The sequence below is a fragment of the Bordetella muralis genome (assembly GCF_965139205.1).
GTDB classification, from domain to species: domain Bacteria; phylum Pseudomonadota; class Gammaproteobacteria; order Burkholderiales; family Burkholderiaceae_B; genus Bordetella_A; species Bordetella_A muralis.
Window position 1 is genome coordinate 166660 of sequence record NZ_CBCSIU010000008.1, and the last position, 18963, is coordinate 185622.

At 58.9% G+C, this 18963-nt stretch carries 18 protein-coding genes; 9 read left to right on the plus strand and 9 right to left on the minus strand.

Annotated features, from left to right (window positions below; translation table 11 throughout):
• Positions 1-29: 29 nt before the first annotated feature.
• The 3 genes from ACNA0I_RS13955 (at position 30) to ACNA0I_RS13965 (ending at position 2442) form a co-directional block, all read left to right on the plus strand.
• Complete coding sequence (locus ACNA0I_RS13955) at positions 30-908, plus strand: SDR family NAD(P)-dependent oxidoreductase (RefSeq protein WP_415806603.1); 879 nt, start codon at positions 30-32, stop codon at positions 906-908.
• A 70-nt stretch (positions 909-978) separates the two neighbouring features.
• Entirely contained in the window at positions 979-1449 is a 471-nt protein-coding gene (locus ACNA0I_RS13960) for an Rrf2 family transcriptional regulator (RefSeq protein WP_415806604.1), read from the plus strand.
• 105 nt (positions 1450-1554) lie between these two features.
• Entirely contained in the window at positions 1555-2442 is an 888-nt protein-coding gene (locus ACNA0I_RS13965) for an NAD(P)/FAD-dependent oxidoreductase (RefSeq protein WP_415806605.1), read from the plus strand.
• A gap of 112 nt (positions 2443-2554) precedes the next feature.
• Here the strand turns inward: ACNA0I_RS13965 and ACNA0I_RS13970 are convergent, their stop codons facing one another.
• From ACNA0I_RS13970 to ACNA0I_RS13995, 6 genes are all read right to left on the minus strand, one after another.
• Positions 2555-3229 carry a glutathione S-transferase family protein gene (locus ACNA0I_RS13970; RefSeq protein WP_415806606.1) on the minus strand — a complete coding sequence of 225 codons (675 nt, stop codon included), beginning with the start codon at positions 3227-3229 and terminating at the stop codon, positions 2555-2557.
• 83 nt (positions 3230-3312) lie between these two features.
• Positions 3313-3738 (minus strand): SRPBCC family protein, encoded by a 426-nt coding sequence (locus tag ACNA0I_RS13975; protein WP_415806607.1) that lies wholly within the window; start codon positions 3736-3738, stop codon positions 3313-3315.
• A complete protein-coding gene (locus ACNA0I_RS13980) occupies positions 3735-4085 on the minus strand; it encodes an ArsR/SmtB family transcription factor (RefSeq protein WP_415806608.1) in 351 nt (116 codons plus the stop codon). The genes ACNA0I_RS13975 and ACNA0I_RS13980 overlap by 4 nt, the downstream gene beginning before the upstream one ends.
• 92 nt (positions 4086-4177) lie before the next feature.
• Positions 4178-4975 carry a methylmalonyl-CoA decarboxylase gene (gene scpB / locus ACNA0I_RS13985; RefSeq protein WP_415806609.1) on the minus strand — a complete coding sequence of 266 codons (798 nt, stop codon included), beginning with the start codon at positions 4973-4975 and terminating at the stop codon, positions 4178-4180.
• The gene (locus ACNA0I_RS13990) at positions 4972-6144 is read right to left on the minus strand and encodes a CaiB/BaiF CoA transferase family protein (RefSeq protein WP_415806610.1); all 1173 of its coding nucleotides are present in this window, start codon (positions 6142-6144) and stop codon (positions 4972-4974) included. Before ACNA0I_RS13990 ends, scpB begins: the two co-directional genes overlap by 4 nt.
• A gap of 536 nt (positions 6145-6680) precedes the next feature.
• Positions 6681-7910 carry an MFS transporter gene (locus tag ACNA0I_RS13995; RefSeq protein WP_415806611.1) on the minus strand — a complete coding sequence of 410 codons (1230 nt, stop codon included), beginning with the start codon at positions 7908-7910 and terminating at the stop codon, positions 6681-6683.
• 302 nt (positions 7911-8212) lie between these two features.
• Between ACNA0I_RS13995 and ACNA0I_RS14000 the strand changes: the two genes are divergently transcribed.
• The gene (locus ACNA0I_RS14000; protein ID WP_415806612.1) at positions 8213-9130 is read left to right on the plus strand and encodes an MBL fold metallo-hydrolase; all 918 of its coding nucleotides are present in this window, start codon (positions 8213-8215) and stop codon (positions 9128-9130) included.
• An 18-nt stretch (positions 9131-9148) separates the two neighbouring features.
• Here ACNA0I_RS14000 and ACNA0I_RS14005 read toward each other — a convergent pair whose 3' ends face one another.
• The gene (locus tag ACNA0I_RS14005) at positions 9149-9862 is read right to left on the minus strand and encodes a GntR family transcriptional regulator (protein WP_415806613.1); all 714 of its coding nucleotides are present in this window, start codon (positions 9860-9862) and stop codon (positions 9149-9151) included.
• Positions 9863-10057: 195 nt separating this feature from the next.
• On the opposite strand from ACNA0I_RS14005, the gene ACNA0I_RS14010 reads away from it, so the two are divergent.
• Positions 10058-11299 carry a pyridoxal-phosphate-dependent aminotransferase family protein gene (locus tag ACNA0I_RS14010; protein ID WP_415806614.1) on the plus strand — a complete coding sequence of 414 codons (1242 nt, stop codon included), beginning with the start codon at positions 10058-10060 and terminating at the stop codon, positions 11297-11299.
• 34 nt (positions 11300-11333) lie between these two features.
• Here ACNA0I_RS14010 and ACNA0I_RS14015 read toward each other — a convergent pair whose 3' ends face one another.
• Positions 11334-13352 carry a helix-turn-helix domain-containing protein gene (locus ACNA0I_RS14015; protein WP_415806615.1) on the minus strand — a complete coding sequence of 673 codons (2019 nt, stop codon included), beginning with the start codon at positions 13350-13352 and terminating at the stop codon, positions 11334-11336.
• Positions 13353-13549: 197 nt separating this feature from the next.
• On the opposite strand from ACNA0I_RS14015, the gene ACNA0I_RS14020 reads away from it, so the two are divergent.
• The 3 genes from ACNA0I_RS14020 to ACNA0I_RS14030 are packed head-to-tail and all read left to right on the plus strand — an operon-like array spanning position 13550 to position 16841.
• On the plus strand, positions 13550-14854 hold the full coding sequence (locus ACNA0I_RS14020) for an ABC transporter substrate-binding protein (protein WP_415806616.1): 1305 nt from the start codon (positions 13550-13552) through the stop codon (positions 14852-14854).
• Positions 14851-16083, plus strand: a complete 1233-nt coding sequence (locus tag ACNA0I_RS14025) for a CaiB/BaiF CoA transferase family protein (protein ID WP_415806617.1) — start codon at positions 14851-14853, stop codon at positions 16081-16083. Before ACNA0I_RS14020 ends, ACNA0I_RS14025 begins: the two co-directional genes overlap by 4 nt.
• Positions 16083-16841, plus strand: a complete 759-nt coding sequence (locus tag ACNA0I_RS14030) for an enoyl-CoA hydratase/isomerase family protein (RefSeq protein WP_415806618.1) — start codon at positions 16083-16085, stop codon at positions 16839-16841. The genes ACNA0I_RS14025 and ACNA0I_RS14030 overlap by 1 nt, the downstream gene beginning before the upstream one ends.
• Here ACNA0I_RS14030 and ACNA0I_RS14035 read toward each other — a convergent pair.
• On the minus strand, positions 16816-17883 hold the full coding sequence (locus ACNA0I_RS14035; RefSeq protein ID WP_415806619.1) for an NAD(P)H-dependent flavin oxidoreductase: 1068 nt from the start codon (positions 17881-17883) through the stop codon (positions 16816-16818). The genes ACNA0I_RS14030 and ACNA0I_RS14035 overlap by 26 nt on opposite strands.
• Before the next feature lie 138 nt (positions 17884-18021).
• Between ACNA0I_RS14035 and ACNA0I_RS14040 the strand changes: the two genes are divergently transcribed.
• A complete protein-coding gene (locus ACNA0I_RS14040; protein WP_415806620.1) occupies positions 18022-18885 on the plus strand; it encodes a LysR substrate-binding domain-containing protein in 864 nt (287 codons plus the stop codon).
• The last annotated feature ends 78 nt before the right edge of the window (positions 18886-18963 follow it).

Below are 18963 nucleotides of genomic sequence, written 5' to 3' on the forward strand. Positions count from 1 at the left end.
AACATGATGACGTTTATCAGGAGCAGCGTATGTTGAAGCGACTAACGGGCCGGGTGGCGATCGTGACTGGCGCGGGTGGCGGCCTGGGACGCGCCCACGCCATGGAGCTGGCACGGCACGGTGCGCAGGTGGTGGTCAATGATCTCGGCAGTGCCGCTCAAGACGTGGCTGATGCGATCTGCGCTGCTGGTGGACAGGCCATCGCAGTGATGGGCGACGTGACGCAATATGCCGACATGGAGGCCATGGTTGCACGCTCGATAGAGGCTTTCGGGCACGTGGATATCTTGGTGAATAATGCGGGCATTCTGCGAGACCGCAGCTTTGCCAAGATGGATTTGGACGACTTTCGCCTCGTGCTGGATGTTCACGTCATGGGCGCCGTCAATGCCACCAAGGCGGTGTGGCCCCACATGTGCGCGCAATCCTACGGACGGATCGTGATGACGACCTCGTCGTCGGGCTTGTATGGCAATTTCGGGCAATCAAACTATGGCGCGGCCAAAATGGCGCTGGTCGGTCTGATGCAGACGCTCTCCCTCGAAGGTGCCAAACATAACGTTCGGGTGAACTGCCTGGCGCCTACTGCCATGACTGCGATGACCGAGGGTTTGCTGGATCCGCAGGCGGCAGCGATCTTGACGCCGGAAAAGGTCAGCCCGGGGCTGATTGCATTGATAGACGAGGGCGCCCCGACGCGCATGATTCTGTTGGCGGGAGGAGGCAGTTTTGAATGCTCGCACATCACGATGACGCAAGGCATCCACCTGGGTGACGCAGAGGCACCAGTCGATGCGTTGTGCGAACAACTCGAACAGGTACAAGCGCAGGCCGATCAACGGGTTCCGGCCTCAGGCTGGGACCAGTCCCGGCATGAACTGGCAAAGGCCCTTCAACACGCGAGCTGAAGCGTTGTGCGGATATCGCCGATAATGCAGGGTAACTGACAATCCCGGCCTCGGCCTTGATGCGCGACCCATGAGAACTGATAGCCGCCTTTCCCGCATGCTGCACGTACTGTTGCACATGGCACGTGCCAACGAGCCCATGACATCAGAGCAGATCGCGCGCATGTTGGGCACGAATGCCGCCGTTGTCCGTCGCACCATGGCGGGCCTGCGCAAGGCCGGTTATGTGCAATCCGACAAGGGCCATCATGGCGGCTGGCGCCTGGCTTGCGGGCTGGATCGCATTACGCTGCTCGACGTACACCAAGCGGTCGGCGGCCCGCGTATTTTTGCGATCGGCCCCGACCGCGACAATCCCGACTGCGCCGTAGAGCGCGTGGTCAACGCAGCAATTGCGGATGCCTTGCAACAGGCCGAGACCCTGCTGGTTCAGCGGCTGGGGGCTGTCAGTCTGGCCGATCTGGCCGGACAGTTCGACGCATTGTGCCGCGCGGCTCCCTCCAGCTCGCAAGCAAAATCGGGTCATCGGCGACAGCACTGAATCCTCGTCGGGTGCCTGACCGAAGAGATAAATATCGCCGGAGTTTGCGGTTTAATGTATCATTAAAAGATACGTGATATTAAACGCATACGAATGAGGTTTCCGATGGAATTCGACGTGATCATCATTGGGGGCAGCTATGCCGGTATGTCAGCCGGGCTGCAATTGGCGCGTGCGCGCCGTAACGTGTTGGTGATTGATGCTGGACAGCGTCGTAATCGCTACGCTGCCCATTCGCATGGCTTTCTCACGCAAGACGGCAAACCTCCTGCGGAAATTGCCGCCGCAGGTCGAGCAGAACTCATGCGCTATGCCACCGTGCAGTGGTTGGATGACTGGGTAGAGACCGCCGAACCTGTGGACGGTGGATTTCGAATCGTTGCGCGGCAGGGGACCGTGCATACCGCACATCGTCTCATCCTCGCCGCGGGGGTGCAGGATGAACTGCCGGAATTGCCCGGTTTGGCACAGCGTTGGGGCAAGCACGTGTTCCATTGCCCCTATTGTCATGGCTATGAATTGCAGCAGGGGCATATCGGTGTGCTGGCCGTGTCGGCGATATCATTGCATCAGGGGCTGATGCTGCCCGATTGGGGGACGACGACGTTGTTCCTGAATGACGCATTCGAGCCTGATGCCGAGCAGTTGGCACATTTGAAGGCCCGGAATGTGCAAGTAGAGCCGGGCAGGGTGGCGCGTTTGGACGGTGAGGCCGTCGATGTGGTGATGCAGGACGGCCGCGTATTCTCGCTGGCGGGCTTGTTCGTCGCCACGCGCGTGCGTCCGGGCGCATTGGCGGCTCAGCTCGGGTGCGAGCTGGAAGAAGGCCCGCTAGGCCCCTATGTGAAAGCCGATTTCACACGGGCGACGACAATACCTGGCGTATTTGCTTGCGGCGACCTGGCCCGTCCGGCGGGGTCGGTGGCACTGGCAGTGGGCGACGGCGCTATGGCTGGGGCTGCCGCACATCGTTCGCTGATGTTCGGTTTGTGATGTCGCGTCGTCGTCCGACGCAGGCCACGCGTGTGGCTTGATGCCTTGTGCATGGTCTGTATCGGGCCTCTACAGCGGTACTGTATCGTCGCCGCTGGTCTGCGGACCCGTATCAGCCAGCAGCGGGCCGGGCGCTGGCGCGTGCGGCTTCGTATTCTGCGAATGGCCGCAACTGGTCGGCCAGCGCCTTGCGAAATGCCGGCCGTGCCTCGCAGCGCGACTGATAAGCCTGTAGCGCGGGCCGGTCGCTGACGAGCGAGGTGTTGCGCAAGATGCGCAGTACCGTGGTCATCATCAAGTCTCCGACGGTAAAGCGGTCTTCCAGATAGTCGCGCTCACCCAGCCATTTCGCCAATTCATCCAGGCGCTTGCACACGGCCTGCTCCGCAGTCGGGAGGGCTGGCGCCGCCCAAGGCTCATTGACATGGAAAATCATCAGCCCGCCGAGATGCGTGATAGGGGGCTCCACAGTGTTCAAGGCCGCCAGTGTCCACGCGCGCGCACGTGCGCGGCCTTGTGCGTCGGCGGGCAGCAATGCATCGCTGCGCTCGGCGATCTCCAGCACGATGGCTCCGGATTCGAATAGTTTGAGGTCGCCATCTTCGATGGCGGGGACCTGCCCGAAGGGCTGCAACGTCCGGTATTCCGGGCTGGCTTGGTCTTTCACACCGATCAGCTTTTCGTTGTAGGGGATGCCGGCTTCTTCGAGTGCCCAGCGCACGCGTAGATCGCGCACCAGGCCTTGCGCAAAAGGTGGTACCCAACGGAATGCAGTAAGAGTGATCATGGGGCGCTCCCACTGACTTCGGCGTTCGTGCCGAGCAGGAAAAGGGCGCAGCTGCAAAGCTACGGGATGGATGTGGTCCGGGCTCAGCCCGCAAAATGCCGCACGAGTTTGTCCAATGCGCCACCCCAGCCCTCTTCGTGACCGGTGCGCGTGGCTTCGTCTTGCAGGCCGCTGTGTGTGAGCGTGAGTTCGGTACCGGTGTCAGTGGCGCGCAACGCAAACTCGACGCGCGACTCGCCGCCATCTTCGTCATCGGACCAGCGCCAACTCATCGCCAGATGATGTGGAGGATCGACACGCAGGTATTCGCCGCTGCTTTCATGTTCGCTGCCGTCGAGCATGCGAAATCTCACTCGAAAATGGCCGCCGACCCGGACATCGGTTTCGGCGATGAGCACCGGCCCGCCGTCCGGGCCCCACCAGCAGGCGATGCCATCAGATGTGGTCAAAGCCTCGAATACCGTAGCGGGCTGTGCCGCGATGCGTCTTACAAGAGTCAGGCTGGTCATTTTTCGGGTCTCCGTTGGGCTTCCTGGCTTTCTGCGTAGGCCGCCAGGCGATCGAGGCTATGGTTCCAGAAATGCTCGTAGCGACGTAGCCAATCCATCGCTGCCTGCATGGGAGCAGGCGATAGGTGAACGGTAACGGTGCGCCCGGCCTTGGTGCGGACAATGAGTCCGGCATCGTCAAGGACGTCCAGATGTTTCATGACCGCTGGCAGCTTGATGGAAAAAGGCTGCGCCAACTGGCTGACGGTCGCACTGCCTTCTTGCTCGAGTCGTGCCAGGATGGCGCGGCGAGTTGGGTCTCCCAACGCTGCAAACGTCCGATCCAGGGTTTGATAATAGTTCACCATATGGTGAAGTATTCGCCGAATGACGTCGCTTGTCAACTCACGCGGCTTACCCGTGAGGCTTGCATTGAGTGCGCTGCGTCGTGATCGGCGCTTTACTTCCCAGTAAAGATCGCCGCTCGCTTCTCCAGAAAAGCGTTGATTCCCTCCTGGAAGTCTGCGCTCTCGTAGACCCGCCGCCGCATATCCTGGATTCGTTCGAACACTTGTGCTGCGATCGGCTGATAATCCGCGAGTACTCGGAGTTGTTCCTTGATGATCGCCATCGCAAGGGGGGCCTTGGTCGTCATCCCCTCTGCCAATGCCATGGTGAAGCTGTCGAGTTCGCCAGACGGGACAAGGTGATTCACGATGTGCCAACGCTCGGCCTCGGCTGCTTTGAGCGGGGCAGCAGTGAAAAACATTTCCTTGATCAGGTTCATGGGCAGTCTGCCCATGAAGTGCAGCAGACCTGTCGTGTTATAGGGGAGCCCCAGGTTGACCGGCGTGATGGCGAAGCTGGCCGTCTCGTCGGCGACAATCATGTCGCAAGACAAAACCAAATCCAATGCGCCGCCCCAGACGCTGCCATGCACCATCGCAATGACGGGCAGCGGCAGCTCGCGAATGGCGCGCAGTGCTCTTTCGAGCGGATCAGAATAGCCCAGTGGGTCCTCATGTCCTCTGGGTAATTCCTTGATATCGTGGCCGGCGGACCATACCGAGAGTCCCGGTGCGGCGCGCAGGATGACGGCGCGCACCTCGCCGGTATCGAGACCGTTCAATCCTGTGATCAACGCATCCAGCAATGCTGCACTCAATGCATTGCGTTTGGCGACATTGTTCAGCGTAAGCGTTGCCACGCGATTCTTGATCTCGACGGTCAGTATGTCGGATTGCATTGCGCTGCTCATGGTTTTTCTCCGGCAAACTCGGCCAGAATCGCTGCCCGATGGGCATCGAGTTCAGGGGGCGGTGCATAGGTAGACGGCTCAGGGGAACCAACGACCTTGATGGGATTTCCTGCGACCTTGATGGTCCCGGCGACTGGATCCTGCACCGAGATGATCATATTGCGCGCAGCGACCTGGGGCTCTTGCATCATGTGGGGAATATCGTTGATGGGAGCACAGGGCACGCCTTTCGCGTTCAGTGCTTCGAGCCAGGCTGCGACAGATTTAGTACGCAGCACTTTCTCCATTTCCGCTTGCAATGCATCGATGTTGAGATGGCGTAAATCATTGGTGGTAAATCGGCTGTCGGCCGCCAGATCGGCGCGATCGAGCGCTTCGGACATGAGTTTGAACAGATGGTCGTTGCCGGCGGCAATCACGACGTTTCCGTCTTGCGCGGCGAACGACTGAAAAGGCGCAACGGAGGGATGGCGCGTGCCTTTGGGGCCGGGCAATTCGCCGGTCTTGTCATAAGCGGTGACCGCGTCTTCCATGATGGCGACCTGGCAATCCAGCATGGCGACGTCGATTTTGCTTGCGATACCTGAGACAGCGCGCTTGTAGAGCGCGGCGCTCAGTCCGGTGGCGAGATAGATCCCTGCGGCCATGTCGCCAATAGAGACACCGACGCGCGCTGGCGGCTGGTCCGGATAGCCCGTCACGCTCATGATTCCTCCCATGCCTTGGACCACCATGTCGTAAGCGGCCCGCTGGGAAAGGGGGCCACTGTCTCCGAATCCGGAGGCAGCGCCATAGATCAAATGGGGATACCGTTCATGCAGGACGTTCCAGCCGTATCCGAGTTTCTCCATCGTACCGGGGCGGTAGTTTTCAACGAGCACATCGGCTTTTTCGAGGATCTTTTCAAAGATGGCGCGATCGTCGGTGTTTTTCAGGTTTAGAGCGATGCTCTCTTTGTTGCAGTTGATGGCTGAAAAATAAAGCGACTTGCCATTGTGGAAAGGACCGAAGGCCCGTGCATCATCGCCTGTGTCGGGAATCTCGACTTTGATCACCCGTGCCCCCATGTTGGCGAGTGTCATGGTGCAAAACGGTCCAGCCAGCACGCGCGACAGGTCGACAATCGTTATCCCCGCCAAGAGGGGGGTGGAATCGGCTGCATTGGCCATGATGAGCTCCTCGTATGCGAAACCGCCTTGCTTGCCGCAGGCGGGCAATCGGCAAGGCTGCGCTTTTTTTCAGGTAGGAATTGCGGCTATCGTGCGAACTGGGGTTCTCGGCAGCGTGCCATCGGTGGCGGACGAGGAATGGCGCCAGCGCTATGGCAAGAATTCATATATTCGCCAGGTCGGGTGGCCGGTGATTTGCCTAGCAGGATCAGCAAGGCTGAGTGTGGTTGCCGGGCTCTATCATTTGAATGAGTGCCCGGGCGGCCAGGAGGCTGTCGTGGTTGGCGAAAATGAGTGGTGACGTCATATGCCAGAGCGAGTACTTTCCCCGGATAAATCTGATCCCGGAGAACGGTGATGAAACTGCCTTGCAGCACATCCGTCAATCGCGCCATGGTATGACACTCGCAATCGCCTCGAATGTCGCTCCACTCAGAGTCCAGTAGGCGATGGTGAGGCAGGGACTTGGTGACGCCGATAATATCAAGAATCCTGTGAAATCATCGAGCTGTTTTTTTCAACGCGGCCTTGTCAGGTCAATCAGTCTGTCCAGATAGCCGAGACAAGCCGATTTCCTTCTTCGGAAACGGCTTGAACGTCAGGGCGATCAGAAAAGCCCCCGTACCGAGTGCAAATGAACCCACATAGAGCCAGATGTAGCTGCCGGTGACGTCATGGAGGAAGCCGCCTGCCACAGGCCCGGTTGCCATGCCCAGACTGCCCGCCATAGTCGTGCCGCCGATCACTGTACCCATCATATGCAGCGGAAAATTTTCACGGACAATGACCGCATACAGTGGCATGATGCCGCCGTAGATGAAGCCGAACACCGCTGCCGCGGCGTAGAAGGTCCCAAGATTGCTGGCGAAGGCGTAGATCAGCGCACCAAAGGCCTGTGCGAGCAGCCCCCAGACGAGGATCCGTTTTGCGCCGAGTTTGTCGCCTAACAGGCCAAAAGCGACGCGGCCGCCCAGGCCGGTCAGGCCTTCCAGGCTGTAGATGGTCGCCGCCGTGATCACCGGAATACCGCACGTCACGGCATAGCTGACTGTGTGAAAAATCGGGCCGGAATGGGTGGCACAACAGAAAAAGTTTGTCAGGGCCAGGATGATGAACTGTCGCGACTTGAGCGCCTCTGCCAGAGAGAGGGAGGGCTGCTCAGTCATTTCCGGGGATGCCATCGCAGGTTTTGCCAGCGCGGGCGGACGCCGGATCAGAAACGAGAGCGGGATCATCGAGACGGCGACGATACCGGCGATGATCAGCATGGCGCTGCGCCAATCATGGCCGTCGACTAACCAGGCAGCCAGGGGAGACATCGTCATGGGCGCGACGCCCATCCCAGCGGACACCAGCGATACGGCGAGACTGCGATGAGTATCGAACCAGCCGGTGACGCTGGCCATGATAGGCACCATGATCGCAGCACCCGCGGCGCCGACCAACAGGCCAAAAGCCAGCTGAAAGACCAGGAGCGACGGTGCTTTACTGGCCAACGCCAGGCCCGCTGCCAGCAGTACGGAGCCGGTCAGTATTACCAGACGAGGGCCTAATCGGTCCGACAGGGTGCCCCAGAGGGGGCTCGCAATGGCCAAGGCAAGAAAGCCGATGGTCATGGCGGTGGAAATACCGGTCGTCGACCAGCCAGTATCCTGGGCAATCGAAAACAGAAACACCGGCAGGCAAAACATCGCGCCAATCGCGATACAGCCTAGCAGACCGCCGGCCGCGACGATCACCCACCTATAGATTTGGTTCTGCAGCATGGGAATTCCTCAGCGAAGGGGTTCAAGAGCACGACGAACGAACGCGCCGGAAATCGACATTGCTCCGAAAATATTTTTGGGAGCGTAATCCCGGCATGGTGTTGCGACCGAGTTTGTCCGACGAGACAGCGGTGTCTTGGCCACGGCTCAAAAATGGTTCGACCAGTTGGTGCGTATCAGGCAACACAGTGAGCACCGTCGCATGCCTACCGGCCAATCCTCCCCCTACCTACCATGACGACATGCGGCCTTTTGCCGTGTGGGCCCAGGCGATTGGGCCGCCACCTTTAGGAGGGTTCATCATGTTAAGCGTAGACAACACCGTGGAATCAGATAAGCAGCAGTTCGACGAACAGGTCCCTTCACGTTATGCACTGCGGATTGGCGAGATTGAAGCGCTGGTGATCAGCGATGGGGTACTCTTGCTGCCCGCTGAAACCATGTCGACGAATGTAGACCCCGTCGATCGGGCCGTCTGGCTGGACGACATGTTCTTGCCGCCGGATGCGTTCGATTGGCCGCTGAACGTGATGATGGTGCGTCGCGGCGATCGGAATATTCTGATTGATAGCGGTCTGGGCGCAGAATACCCGGACTTCCCGCGCGCTGGGTTGCTACCGCAGCGACTGGCCGCCGCAGGTATCGATCTCGGAGACCTGACCGACATCATCATCACTCATATGCACATGGACCATGTGGGCGGTTTGCTGGTCGAGGGAATCAAAGAACAATTGCGTCCCGATCTGCGGATCCACGTGGCGGCCTCGGAAGTCGAATTCTGGAAATCACCCGACTTCTCTCAGGCGAACATGCCGGAGCCCATACCGTCCGTGCTGTGCTCGGCAGCAACGCGATTCTTGAACGAGTACGGCAGCTATCTGCAGACGTTCGACGAGGAATGTGAGGTGGCGCCGGGCGTCACCGTCCATCGTACCGGAGGCCACACCGCCGGACACTGCGTGGTATGTCTGGAGTCTAGAGGTGATCGGCTGACGTTCGCAGGCGACGCGATATTCCCTGTCGGATTCGATCATCCTGATTGGCATAACGGTTTTGAGCATTATCCCGACGAGTCCGCCCGCGTCCGGATTGACCTGTTGAAAAAAATCGCCGCGACCGGAGAGCTATTGGTGGCGACGCACCTGCCGTTTCCCTCCGTTGGGCACGTGGCCATCGACGGCAACGGTTTTCGTTGGGTGCCGGTTATTTGGGACTTCTGATTCCTGAGGATCGATTCGTTACGCGCTGCGCCGCGTTTCACCATGCGGCGCAGGCGCGCCGGGATAGAGCTTGCCCGCATGCAGCAACTCCAGCACCAAATCCCGTTTACGCTGCAAGTGCTCGAGCAATATCGCGCGCATTCCTGCCGAGTCACGCTCGGACAATGCCTGCATCATTTGCTCGTGTTCCTGGATGGCGTGCTTCCATTTGGCCGCGTCCTGGTTGGTACGATAGCGTAGCGACTGCACGCGCGCGTTGATCGAGTGATAGGTGCTGGTCAGCACAGGGTTGTGCGCGGCCGCGTTGATGGCGTTGTGGATTTTTGCGTTGAACTCGTAATAGCCGGGCAGATCCTCCCGCTCATAACAAGCCAGCATTTCGTAATGCAGGGCGCGTAGTTCGGCGAGCTCTTCCTTCGAGATGCGTCGCGCGGCCAATTCACCGGACGTGGCTTCGAGCATTCCCAGCATTTCAAAGGTATGCAGGACGTCGGCCTCGGTCAACCGTACGGCCACGGCCCCACGATTAGGGATCAGATCCACCAATCCCTCGGCGGCCAGCAGTTTGATCGCTTCGCGTAATGGCGTACGCGATACGCGCAACTGTTCGCACAGCTCACGTTCATTCAGCTTGGCACCCGGGGCAATGCGGCCCTCGATCAGCAGGGTGCGCAACCGGGTGATAACTTGATCGTGGAGTGCCTGGCGAGAGATTTCGAGAACTTCGGCCATAGGGTGGTCCGGACGGCGGTCCAGCTGAATTGCGTCGATTGTCGAATTATAAATACAAAAATTCTGGGGATTTTAGAACGGTATAGGGTAAACCATGACGCAAAAATGTATTTTGAATGCAAAAATGCATGAAAGCGGCTAGTCTCTGCCGACGTTCTTGCTATTCACCACCTTGATCATTCGGAGGGGCGCCCCATGATCCCACTCGATTTCCATCCTACAGGCCGTCATTTTTTGCAGATCCCCGGCCCCAGTCCGGTGCCGGATCGTATCCTGCGCGCGATGAGCTTGCCGACAATTGACCATCGTGGTCCGGAATTCGGGGCGTTGGGCCTGAAGGTGCTCAACGGCATCAAAGATGTCTTCAAGACCAAGCACCCCGTCATCATCTATCCCGCCTCGGGCACGGGGGCCTGGGAGGCGGCGTTGTCCAATACCCTGAGTCCCGGCGATCAGGTCTTGATGTATGAGACCGGCCATTTTGCGACGTTGTGGAACCGGGTGGCGACGCGCTTAGGCTTGTCTGTTGAGTATTTGACCTGGCAGGGCGATGATGCCGAACTGCCGAACGCGGCGGGGTGGCGGCACGGTGTGCAGGCTGATCTGATCGAAGAACGCTTGCGCCAGGACACGCAGCACCAGATCAAGGCTGTCTGTGTCGTGCACAACGAGACCTCCACTGGCGTGACCTCGGATATTCCTGCCGTGCGTCGCGCGATTGATGCGGCCAAACATCCTGCGTTGTTGATGGTTGACTCTATCTCAGGCCTGGGCTGTGCGGAATTTCGTCATGATGAGTGGGGCGTGGATATCACCGTCAGCGGCTCGCAAAAAGGCCTGATGCTGCCGCCAGGAATCAGCTTTAACGCCATCTCTCCACGCGCCTTGCAGGCCGCACAACAAGCGAAACTGCCGCGCTCGTTCTTTGCGTGGGACGAGATCATTGACATGAACGCTACTGGCTATTGGCCCTATACGCCCAATACGAATCTGCTGTATGGCTTGTCTGAGGCTCTGGATATGTTGCAGGACGAGGGGCTGGATAACGTATTTGCCCGTCACCAGCGCTGGGGCGAGGGGGTACGCGCCGCCGTCAATGCCTGGAGATTGCCGATCCAGTGTGCCGACGCAGAGGTGTATTCGCCCGTATTGACCGGCGTGATCATGCCCGAGGGCATCAACGCTGATGATGTGCGCCGATTGATTTATGAGCGCTTTGATCTGTCATTGGGAACGGGGCTGGGCAAAGTCAAGGGCCGCATGTTCCGCATGGGGCATTTGGGCGATAGTAACGACCTGACGTTGCTGGCCATGGTCGCCGGTGTGGAAATGGGGCTGAAGCTCTCCGGCGTCAAGTTGCAGCAAAGCGGCATTCATGCCGCCATGGATTATTTCGCGGCGCATCCGGTCCAGCGTAGCCTGAACCAGGCAGCCTGATCTCTGGTACCACGGGGGAACGTCAATCGAAAGGCTAATTGCGCAGCTCTCTGCGCAGGCTATGCAGGCGCAGCGCCACATGCAGTTCCAGAAAACGCCCTTCACGACGCCATCCTGTGAGCAGGTCGTCGACGATTTCCAGGCGCTGCCGTAGTGTGTTCACGTGTATCTGCAGGGCATCGGCGGTTGATTTGGCGTTTTGCGCGTGCTCTAGGTAAACCAACAGCGTGCCGGCGAGATGAGTGTTGCGACGCTCGTCGTGAGACACGAGTTTGCCAATCGTCGCATCTATGAAATCCGAGATGTCTTCAGCTTGCCGTTGTTCGAACAGCAGCGAGTACATGGATAACGTCGCCTCTGGCACCATTTCCCGCGAGCGGCCGAGCGCACTGAGGATGTTGATGCCGCGTTTAAGTGATCGAAAACGACTGGGCAGAACCTCTACGTTGGAAAGTGAATCTGAGACAACCCCTAGCGTTGTCAGGCGCTCGTCTGTCAGCAGCGTCCTTTGAAGTACGCGCTCCAGAGAGGCAAACTGATCTGCGTCACCAATGGCGACGATGAATCCATCGACGGTTTCCAACAGGATTCCACGAGCGATCTCGGTGCGTACCCGGCGTAGCGCATATTCGATGTCTCGTTCCTCGACACGTAGAACGGCCAGGCGCAGGGGGCGGGATAAATCAATGCCGAATGGCTTGGCCCTGGTTTGCAGGGCCGCGATACTTTCCTGCTGCCAACTCACCAACGCACGGATGGTGGCGGCGGATTCGTTGCTGACGACCAGTTCGCTGCGCTCTTGCGACAGCAGTACGACACCGGCCACCAGGGCGCCGCGTTCGAACGTTCGGATTTTGGTGGGGCTCATGGGCTGATCAGACGCGATTAGCATGGCCCCCAGCAGACGGTCCGCACCCATCAGTGCTGCGATGCGGACGTGGAGGCCTTTATCGCTTTCCACTGCTTGCGATCGGCCTGTCTTGCGGCATGCTGACAGGGCGAGGTGGACAGCGTCCTGCATCTTTGTATGTTGCAGCCTGTCCGCCAATTGACGGCCAACGCTCAGGACGGCCTCATGTGCGTGCGCTTGTTGGACGATTTGTTCTGCCTCGTTCAACAGCATGACGTGTCCGTCGACCAACGATGCCACCATGCTCAGAAAATCCCGCATAGTGCAGCCGCGAGCGACCAGCTTGGTCATCTGCTCCTGGGCTTGCGCTGCCACCTCGATTTCCTCGGCTTGGCGATGTAAGGAGGCGTTGGCTTCGCTGGCGCGCTGCAGCGCGACTTGAGCTTCCTGGAACAGGCGGGCGTTTTCGATAGCGATGGCCGCTTGCGCGGCCAGGGTGGAGAGCATCGCGATTTCCCACGGTGCATGGTGTCGCGGATGCCTGTCGCAGATACACAGCACGCCAATGCAATGATTGCCCACCATGAGTGGCGCACCCAGCAGGGATTGGACACCTTCGTCCCTGATTGCCAAGTCGATCCCGCGATCATGGACGAAGCCATGGTCGGTCTGGTAATCCGTGCAGTGATAGGGCGTTTTGTGCTTGAGGACGTAACCGCAGATACCATGATCGATTGGCACTCGCACGTTTTTGAATCGCTCGGAGATCGCTCCGTCTGTCGCACGAATATAAAAGTCGTTTCTTACGCGGTCGAAGTGGGTCAGATATCCAATGTCTGAGGCGAATATCTGTTTGGCACGGCGAACGATAGCCCCGAGCACGAGTTCCAGGTCGCGGATGGCGGTCAGGTCGTTGGCGCTTTCGAGCACAACGAGCAGGTTTTTCTCCCGGCGTTGCTGTTGTGCATGTTCCTCGGAGATGGCGATAGCGGCGCGGATACTGCCGACAAGTAACGCGCGCACGCTGGCATCCTGCACGGTGGACTCGACGCGGACCAGCATCTGGTAGTAGTCCGGAGTCGTGGCATTGCGCTGCAGCATGGTCAGCAGTTCGGATTGCAGCTCGCCAGGGTCCAAGAGGTTTGTCTTGGCATCAGTATGCTTTTCCGGCTCGGCGATCATCGTCTCTTGTCTTTTCGGCATGGGGTGGCGCTTTCGTTCAGTCTGCAAGACGGCTTCAGTGAAAACCCTGGATGGAGGTGCTGCACAGTCTGGGTAATGTAGTTTGATCACATAAATAAAGTCTATTTATGTTTGCATGATCCATGGAATCCTCGCCAGTTAACACGCATCATGCGGTCACTACAACATGATCAGTCACTCGGCTGAGGAGACAACAGATGAAATTGCTGGCCAGAATACTGGGCACAGGCTTGCTGGCCGCTTCGGCGGCTTCGATGGCGCAGTCGGACCGTCCTGCGGAAATCAAGCTGGGCATGAGCACCTTCATGACAGGCGCGGCCTCGGTGCTGGGGGCGCCCGCGAAAGTGGCTGCCGAGATGTGGATAGAGGAGTTCAACGCCGCAGGCGGCATTGACGGCGTCAAGCTCAAACCAACGTGGATCGACGAGGGGCAGGGCGCGGAAAAGTTTCTGTCCGAATACCGGCGTCTGGCCTCCGAGCCGGGCGAAAAGTTGATGCTCTCGGCGATCTCCAGCGGCTATTGCAACGCCTTGGCGCCTGTCGCCGAGGAAATGAAGGTCATCAATATTCTGTGGGAGTGCTCCAGCGAAAAGGTCCTGGAAGCCCAACGCTATCGTTATGTATTTCGCACGGGGCCGAACGGCACCATGGAAATGGTGGCCGCCGTCTTGCACCTGTTGCGCACCAAGCCTGATTTCAAGACCCTGGCCGTGGTCAATCAGGACTATGCCTGGGGACGGGACTCATGGGAGATATTCCGCAATACCCTGCTGGCGTTGAAGCCGGACGTCAAAATTGTGGCCGAACTCTTTCCCAAGTTCGGCGCGGCGGATTTTTCCAGCGAGGTGACACGCTTACAGGCATTGCATCCCGATGTGGTGCTGTCGACAGCGTGGGGCGGGGATCTGGACACCTTCTTGAGACAGGCCTCGCAGCGCGGGTTATTCAAGCGGTCGCAATTCATCCTGCCGTTGGCGGATTCGTCGTTGGAACGCTTGGGTAATGCTGTGCCGCCTGGCGTCATTATCGGTTTTGTCGGTGATGGTTATTTCGCTGATCCGGCGTTCGCCAACGATCCCGAAGTACGGGATTTCGTACAGGCGTTCAAACAGCGCACGGGGGCTTATCCCAATTTCGCCGTCTACCACATGATCCAGGCGCTGAAGGCCGCGACCGGAACCTACAAGAAAGCCAGCGCGGACAACGGAAGGAAGTGGCCGACGACCGAGCAATTGGTAGATACCTTGCATCAGTTTGAATATCGAGGCCTGTCGCGCCCCATTCGCATGCGCGAGGATGGGCAAGCGTTGCAGGGGCAGCTCTTGGGAGTGACCCGTCACGACAGTTCACAATCGTTTCCTATCGTAGGCGATCTGACGTTTTATCCTGCGGATATTGTCGCGCCGCCGGTGGGCCAGATATCGGCCGAATGGGTCAAGACGCTCAAGCCTGAGCTGTTGCAAAGCAAGCAGATTCAGCACGTAGGCGGGGCAAGCCAATGACGCACGATGTGATGCCGTTGCCGTTAGGTGAAGGTCCCTTGCGGGGGCTGGTGGTAATCGATGTGACAAGAGTTGTTGCGGGCCCGTATTGCACGATGATGCTCGCAGATCTGGGCGCGACGGTGATCAAGATCGAGAATCCGGCTGAACCCGATTATGTGAGGAGTTTTCCGCCGTTCGTACAGGGATCCAATGGCCAGGCCAGCGCATTTTTCGCGCAATACAACCGGCACAAATTGGGGGTGAGCCTGGATTTGAAATCTGAACAGGGACGGGCACTACTGCGGGATCTGGTCGGCAAGGCCGATCTGCTGGTGGAAAATTTTCGTCCAGGCACCATGGCAAAAATGGGGCTGGACTACGACACGCTGAAAGACACCAATCCGCGCTTGATCTATGTGTCGATCAGCGGGTTCGGTCAAACGGGTCCCAATGCACGCCGCCCTGCGTATGACAACAGCGCACAGGCGACAGGAGGCTTATGGTCCATGAATGGCGACAAGGGAAAGCCCCCGCTGCGCGTGGGTACCATCATCGGAGACCTCTCGGCGTCGTTTTATGCCGCAATCGCCGCATTGGCGGCAGTTATCGACATGAAGCAGACCGGTAAAGGGCAATGGGTGGACGTGGCTCAGCAGGATTCTGTGGTGACGTTGACCGAGCACGCCGTGGTGAACTACACCGTCGACGGCGTTATCGCAGCGCCGCTGGGCAATGATCATCCTTTCGTGCGGCCTTATGGCCAATACGCGTGCAAAGACGGTTTTGTCTTTTTCGGCGCGTATACCGACAAGTTCTGGACCGAGGCATGCCGGCTCTTTGGCGAGCCGCAGTGGCTCACCGATCCCGAAATCGATACGATGGCCAAGCGTTTCGATCCTGAAATCTATGCCAGGCGCGTTCAGCCTATCGTGCAGCGTTGGTGCGCGACGAGAACGAAGGCAGAGCTGGAGGCCTTGGCCAGTGACCTGATTCCCATGACACCCATCAAGACGATGGCCGAGGTGGTCGATGATCCCCATCTGCAGGCTCGGGACATGTTTGTGCCGGTGCAAGTAGACGGCGTCGAGGTAAAGGCCTTTGGCAGTCCGATGAAGCTGTCTCGCACTCCCGTTCATGTCCAGGGGGCGGCGCCGAATTTCGGCGAGCACAACGAGGTCGTGCTCAAAGGGTGGCTCGGTATCGACGAGACTGACTACCAGCGTTATGTGGGGGAGGGCGTTGTCTGATGAGTATCGCTTACGAAGTCAAGGATGCCATAGCCCATATTCGTTTCAATCGGCCCGAGAAACTCAACGCGCTCACTTTGGCGATGTACGAGGACCTGGGTGTTGCATTTCGCCGTGCAAACGAGGACTCGGAAGTGCGGGTCATCTTGTTGGGCGGCAATGGTGATCGTGCCTTTTGTGTCGGCGCCGATCTGGAAGAATCGATTCCCGCGTTGGCAGAGGGCCGTTTTGATATATCGGAGTGGGACGGCGCGCACATCAAGCAGCCAGGGTTCTATAAACCTGTTGTCGCGGCCATCAATGGCATGTGCATGGGTGGCGGCTTTGAAATCATGTTGGCTGCCGATATACGCGTTGCTGCGGATACGGCGGTGTTTGCGTTGCCGGAGGCGTCGCTGGGGTTCGTTCCTGCAGGCGGCACGCTAGTGCGATTGGTGCGCCAGATTCCGTTTGCGTGGGCGATGGAGCTCATGCTGACAAGCGAGCGTTTTTCCGCGTCGCGCCTCGCGGAAATGGGATTGCTCAATCGTGTGGTGCCTTTTGCTCAACTGGAATCAGTGGCGCTGAGTTATGCGCGTGCCATCGCGGAAAAAGGCCAAGTCGCTGTCTCGGTGATCAAGGAGGCAGCCTTGACGTTGGGACATTTGCCGTTGGACGAGGCGTTTCGCCGCGAGGCGATACTCGGGCAGCGCGCGTTTACGTGTGATGCGGCCAGAGAAGGACTGCAGCGGTTTATGGCTCGCAGGCCAGCTCGGTGACCAAGGTGGACACCAGCTCTGCCGCCGGCAGCTCTCGCGCCAGAGGCGCGCCCTGGCCCGCCCATTGGGCTGCAAATTCGTTGTTGCCTTGTTTTGCTGCGGCGGCATTCAGTTGCTTTGCCGCGTCATACGCATAGGGATACGCGGCGGGCCTCGGGCTGCCCGCCGTTTCGCCAAACTCGATGAATCGATTGACCATTCCGCGCGCTGGTCGTCCCGACAACACAGGCGTCAACCTCGTGGTGGCGGCACGCTCGCTTTTCAGGTTTTCGCGATAGCTGGCGTTTGCGGCAGACTCCGGGCATAGCACGAATGCCGTGCCGAGCTGCGCGGCAGCGGCTCCCAGGTTCAATACCGACTTGATGCCTTGGCCATCCATGATGCCGCCGGCCGCAATGATGGGCAATCGAATGCGTTGCACCAGCAAGCGGACGAGCACCGAGGTGCTGAGCCGTTCGTCGTTTGCCTCTGGGTCGAACATGCCGCGATGACCGCCTGCTTCGATGCCTTGGGCCACGATGGCGTCAATGCCGGCTTGTTCAATCAGTGTGGCTTCGTGCAGATTAGTCGCGCTCGCGATGGTATAGATACCCGCTTGGCGCAGCGCCTTGATATGCTCGGCTGTCGGCAGGCCAAAATGAAAGCTTACGACAGCGGGACGCTGTTGCAGCAGCATCTCAAACACCGTGTCGTCTTGCAGGAAGCTCTTGTAAATTTCCTTGAGCGCCGTGGGTGGCGCAATACCGGCCTCTGCAAACAGCGGGCTCAGATGACGCAGCCATGCATTGTCACGCGCGGCGTCATAGGCTGATGGTGCGTGGCAGAACACGTTGACGTTAAAGGGGCCGTCCGTCAATCGACGGGTGTCTTCGATCGCTAGTTGCGCCTGGTCGGCGGTGTTGGCGCCAATACCCAGCGACCCCAGGCCACCCGCGTTCGACACGGCAGCGGCCAATTGCGGGGTGGACGTGCCAGCCATCGGGGCTTGAATGATGGGATGCTTGATGCCGAGCCGGCTCAGAAATGATGCGGACGTGTTCATGCAGAGATCCTCGATGTTTTAGGCAGAATGGCGGTATAGCAGTCGGTTTAAGGACGCCGGCCCATGAGCAAGGTGCAAAGTTTTATAATTTCAGTATTGGGAATATAATACATAAATTATTCTCTAATTGGGAATTGAATGGATTCGGAATCGCTCAAGATTTTTTGTTCGGTGGCCAGTGAGCTGAGCATCACCCAGGCTGCTGTTCGCCTGGGTCGTGCGCCATCGAACGTCACCACGCGCATCCAGCAACTAGAGGCGGATGTGGGTACGAATCTGTTCGTGCGCACGGGAAAACGCATGGCGCTGTCGGCAGCGGGCGAGCGCTTTCTGGATTATGCGAAACGCTTGCTGGCGCTCGAGGACGAGGCGCGCCATGTCGTGACTGGCGGGCGAGAGGGCGGTGCTTTGCGCATCGGCAGTATGGAAAGCACCGCGGCCAGTCGTTTGCCTGCGTTGTTGGCACGCTATCACGCGTCCTATCCGACCACGCGCCTGACGTTGAGTACGGGGCCGTCGCGCACATTATTGGAACAGGTGAGAACAGGCCGATTGGACTGCGCGTTTCTGGCGTTGCCGCCGTCGTTGCAAGACGCCGCCGCATTACAGGAGACTGGCCTGCGGGCCCAGCCGGTGTGGCGCGAGGATCTCGTGCTGCTGCTGCCCGCGAGCGAATCCCGGGCGCGCAAGCCCGCCGATGTGCAAGTCCGGGCCTTGGCGGCGTTTCCGCAGGGATGCACTTATCGAGGCATGGCCGAAGAGCTGCTGGGAATGAACGGCGCGGCTGAATGGACGGTCCTGGAAATGGCCTCGTATCACGCCATGATTGCCTGCGTGGCGGCAGGCGCGTGTGTGACGTTGTTGCCGCAAAGTGTGCTGGCGCTCACGAACGCGCCGGGTACGTTAAAGACGCTGTCCGCTGGGCAGGCTGATACGGTGTTGGTGTGGCACGAGGGGTTCGAGGCGCCAGCATTTCAGCACTTGCTGCAATTGCTGGATTAGAACCCGCGATGGTTTATTTATAGGGGTTTATACCTAATTGTAAGATAAGCTGATAGCGACGTATGCTGTCCATTCAAG

Coding starts and splice junctions, on each gene's coding strand:
- ACNA0I_RS13955 (WP_415806603.1), top strand. CDS start 30: ATGTTGAAGCGACTAACGGGCCGGGTGGCGATCGTGACTGGCGCGGGT.
- ACNA0I_RS13960 (WP_415806604.1), top strand. CDS start 979: ATGAGAACTGATAGCCGCCTTTCCCGCATGCTGCACGTACTGTTGCAC.
- ACNA0I_RS13965 (WP_415806605.1), top strand. CDS start 1,555: ATGGAATTCGACGTGATCATCATTGGGGGCAGCTATGCCGGTATGTCA.
- ACNA0I_RS13970 (WP_415806606.1), bottom strand. CDS start 3,229: ATGATCACTCTTACTGCATTCCGTTGGGTACCACCTTTTGCGCAAGGC.
- ACNA0I_RS13975 (WP_415806607.1), bottom strand. CDS start 3,738: ATGACCAGCCTGACTCTTGTAAGACGCATCGCGGCACAGCCCGCTACG.
- ACNA0I_RS13980 (WP_415806608.1), bottom strand. CDS start 4,085: ATGGTGAACTATTATCAAACCCTGGATCGGACGTTTGCAGCGTTGGGA.
- scpB (WP_415806609.1), bottom strand. CDS start 4,975: ATGAGCAGCGCAATGCAATCCGACATACTGACCGTCGAGATCAAGAAT.
- ACNA0I_RS13990 (WP_415806610.1), bottom strand. CDS start 6,144: ATGGCCAATGCAGCCGATTCCACCCCCCTCTTGGCGGGGATAACGATT.
- ACNA0I_RS13995 (WP_415806611.1), bottom strand. CDS start 7,910: ATGCTGCAGAACCAAATCTATAGGTGGGTGATCGTCGCGGCCGGCGGT.
- ACNA0I_RS14000 (WP_415806612.1), top strand. CDS start 8,213: ATGTTAAGCGTAGACAACACCGTGGAATCAGATAAGCAGCAGTTCGAC.
- ACNA0I_RS14005 (WP_415806613.1), bottom strand. CDS start 9,862: ATGGCCGAAGTTCTCGAAATCTCTCGCCAGGCACTCCACGATCAAGTT.
- ACNA0I_RS14010 (WP_415806614.1), top strand. CDS start 10,058: ATGATCCCACTCGATTTCCATCCTACAGGCCGTCATTTTTTGCAGATC.
- ACNA0I_RS14015 (WP_415806615.1), bottom strand. CDS start 13,352: ATGCCGAAAAGACAAGAGACGATGATCGCCGAGCCGGAAAAGCATACT.
- ACNA0I_RS14020 (WP_415806616.1), top strand. CDS start 13,550: ATGAAATTGCTGGCCAGAATACTGGGCACAGGCTTGCTGGCCGCTTCG.
- ACNA0I_RS14025 (WP_415806617.1), top strand. CDS start 14,851: ATGACGCACGATGTGATGCCGTTGCCGTTAGGTGAAGGTCCCTTGCGG.
- ACNA0I_RS14030 (WP_415806618.1), top strand. CDS start 16,083: ATGAGTATCGCTTACGAAGTCAAGGATGCCATAGCCCATATTCGTTTC.
- ACNA0I_RS14035 (WP_415806619.1), bottom strand. CDS start 17,883: ATGAACACGTCCGCATCATTTCTGAGCCGGCTCGGCATCAAGCATCCC.
- ACNA0I_RS14040 (WP_415806620.1), top strand. CDS start 18,022: ATGGATTCGGAATCGCTCAAGATTTTTTGTTCGGTGGCCAGTGAGCTG.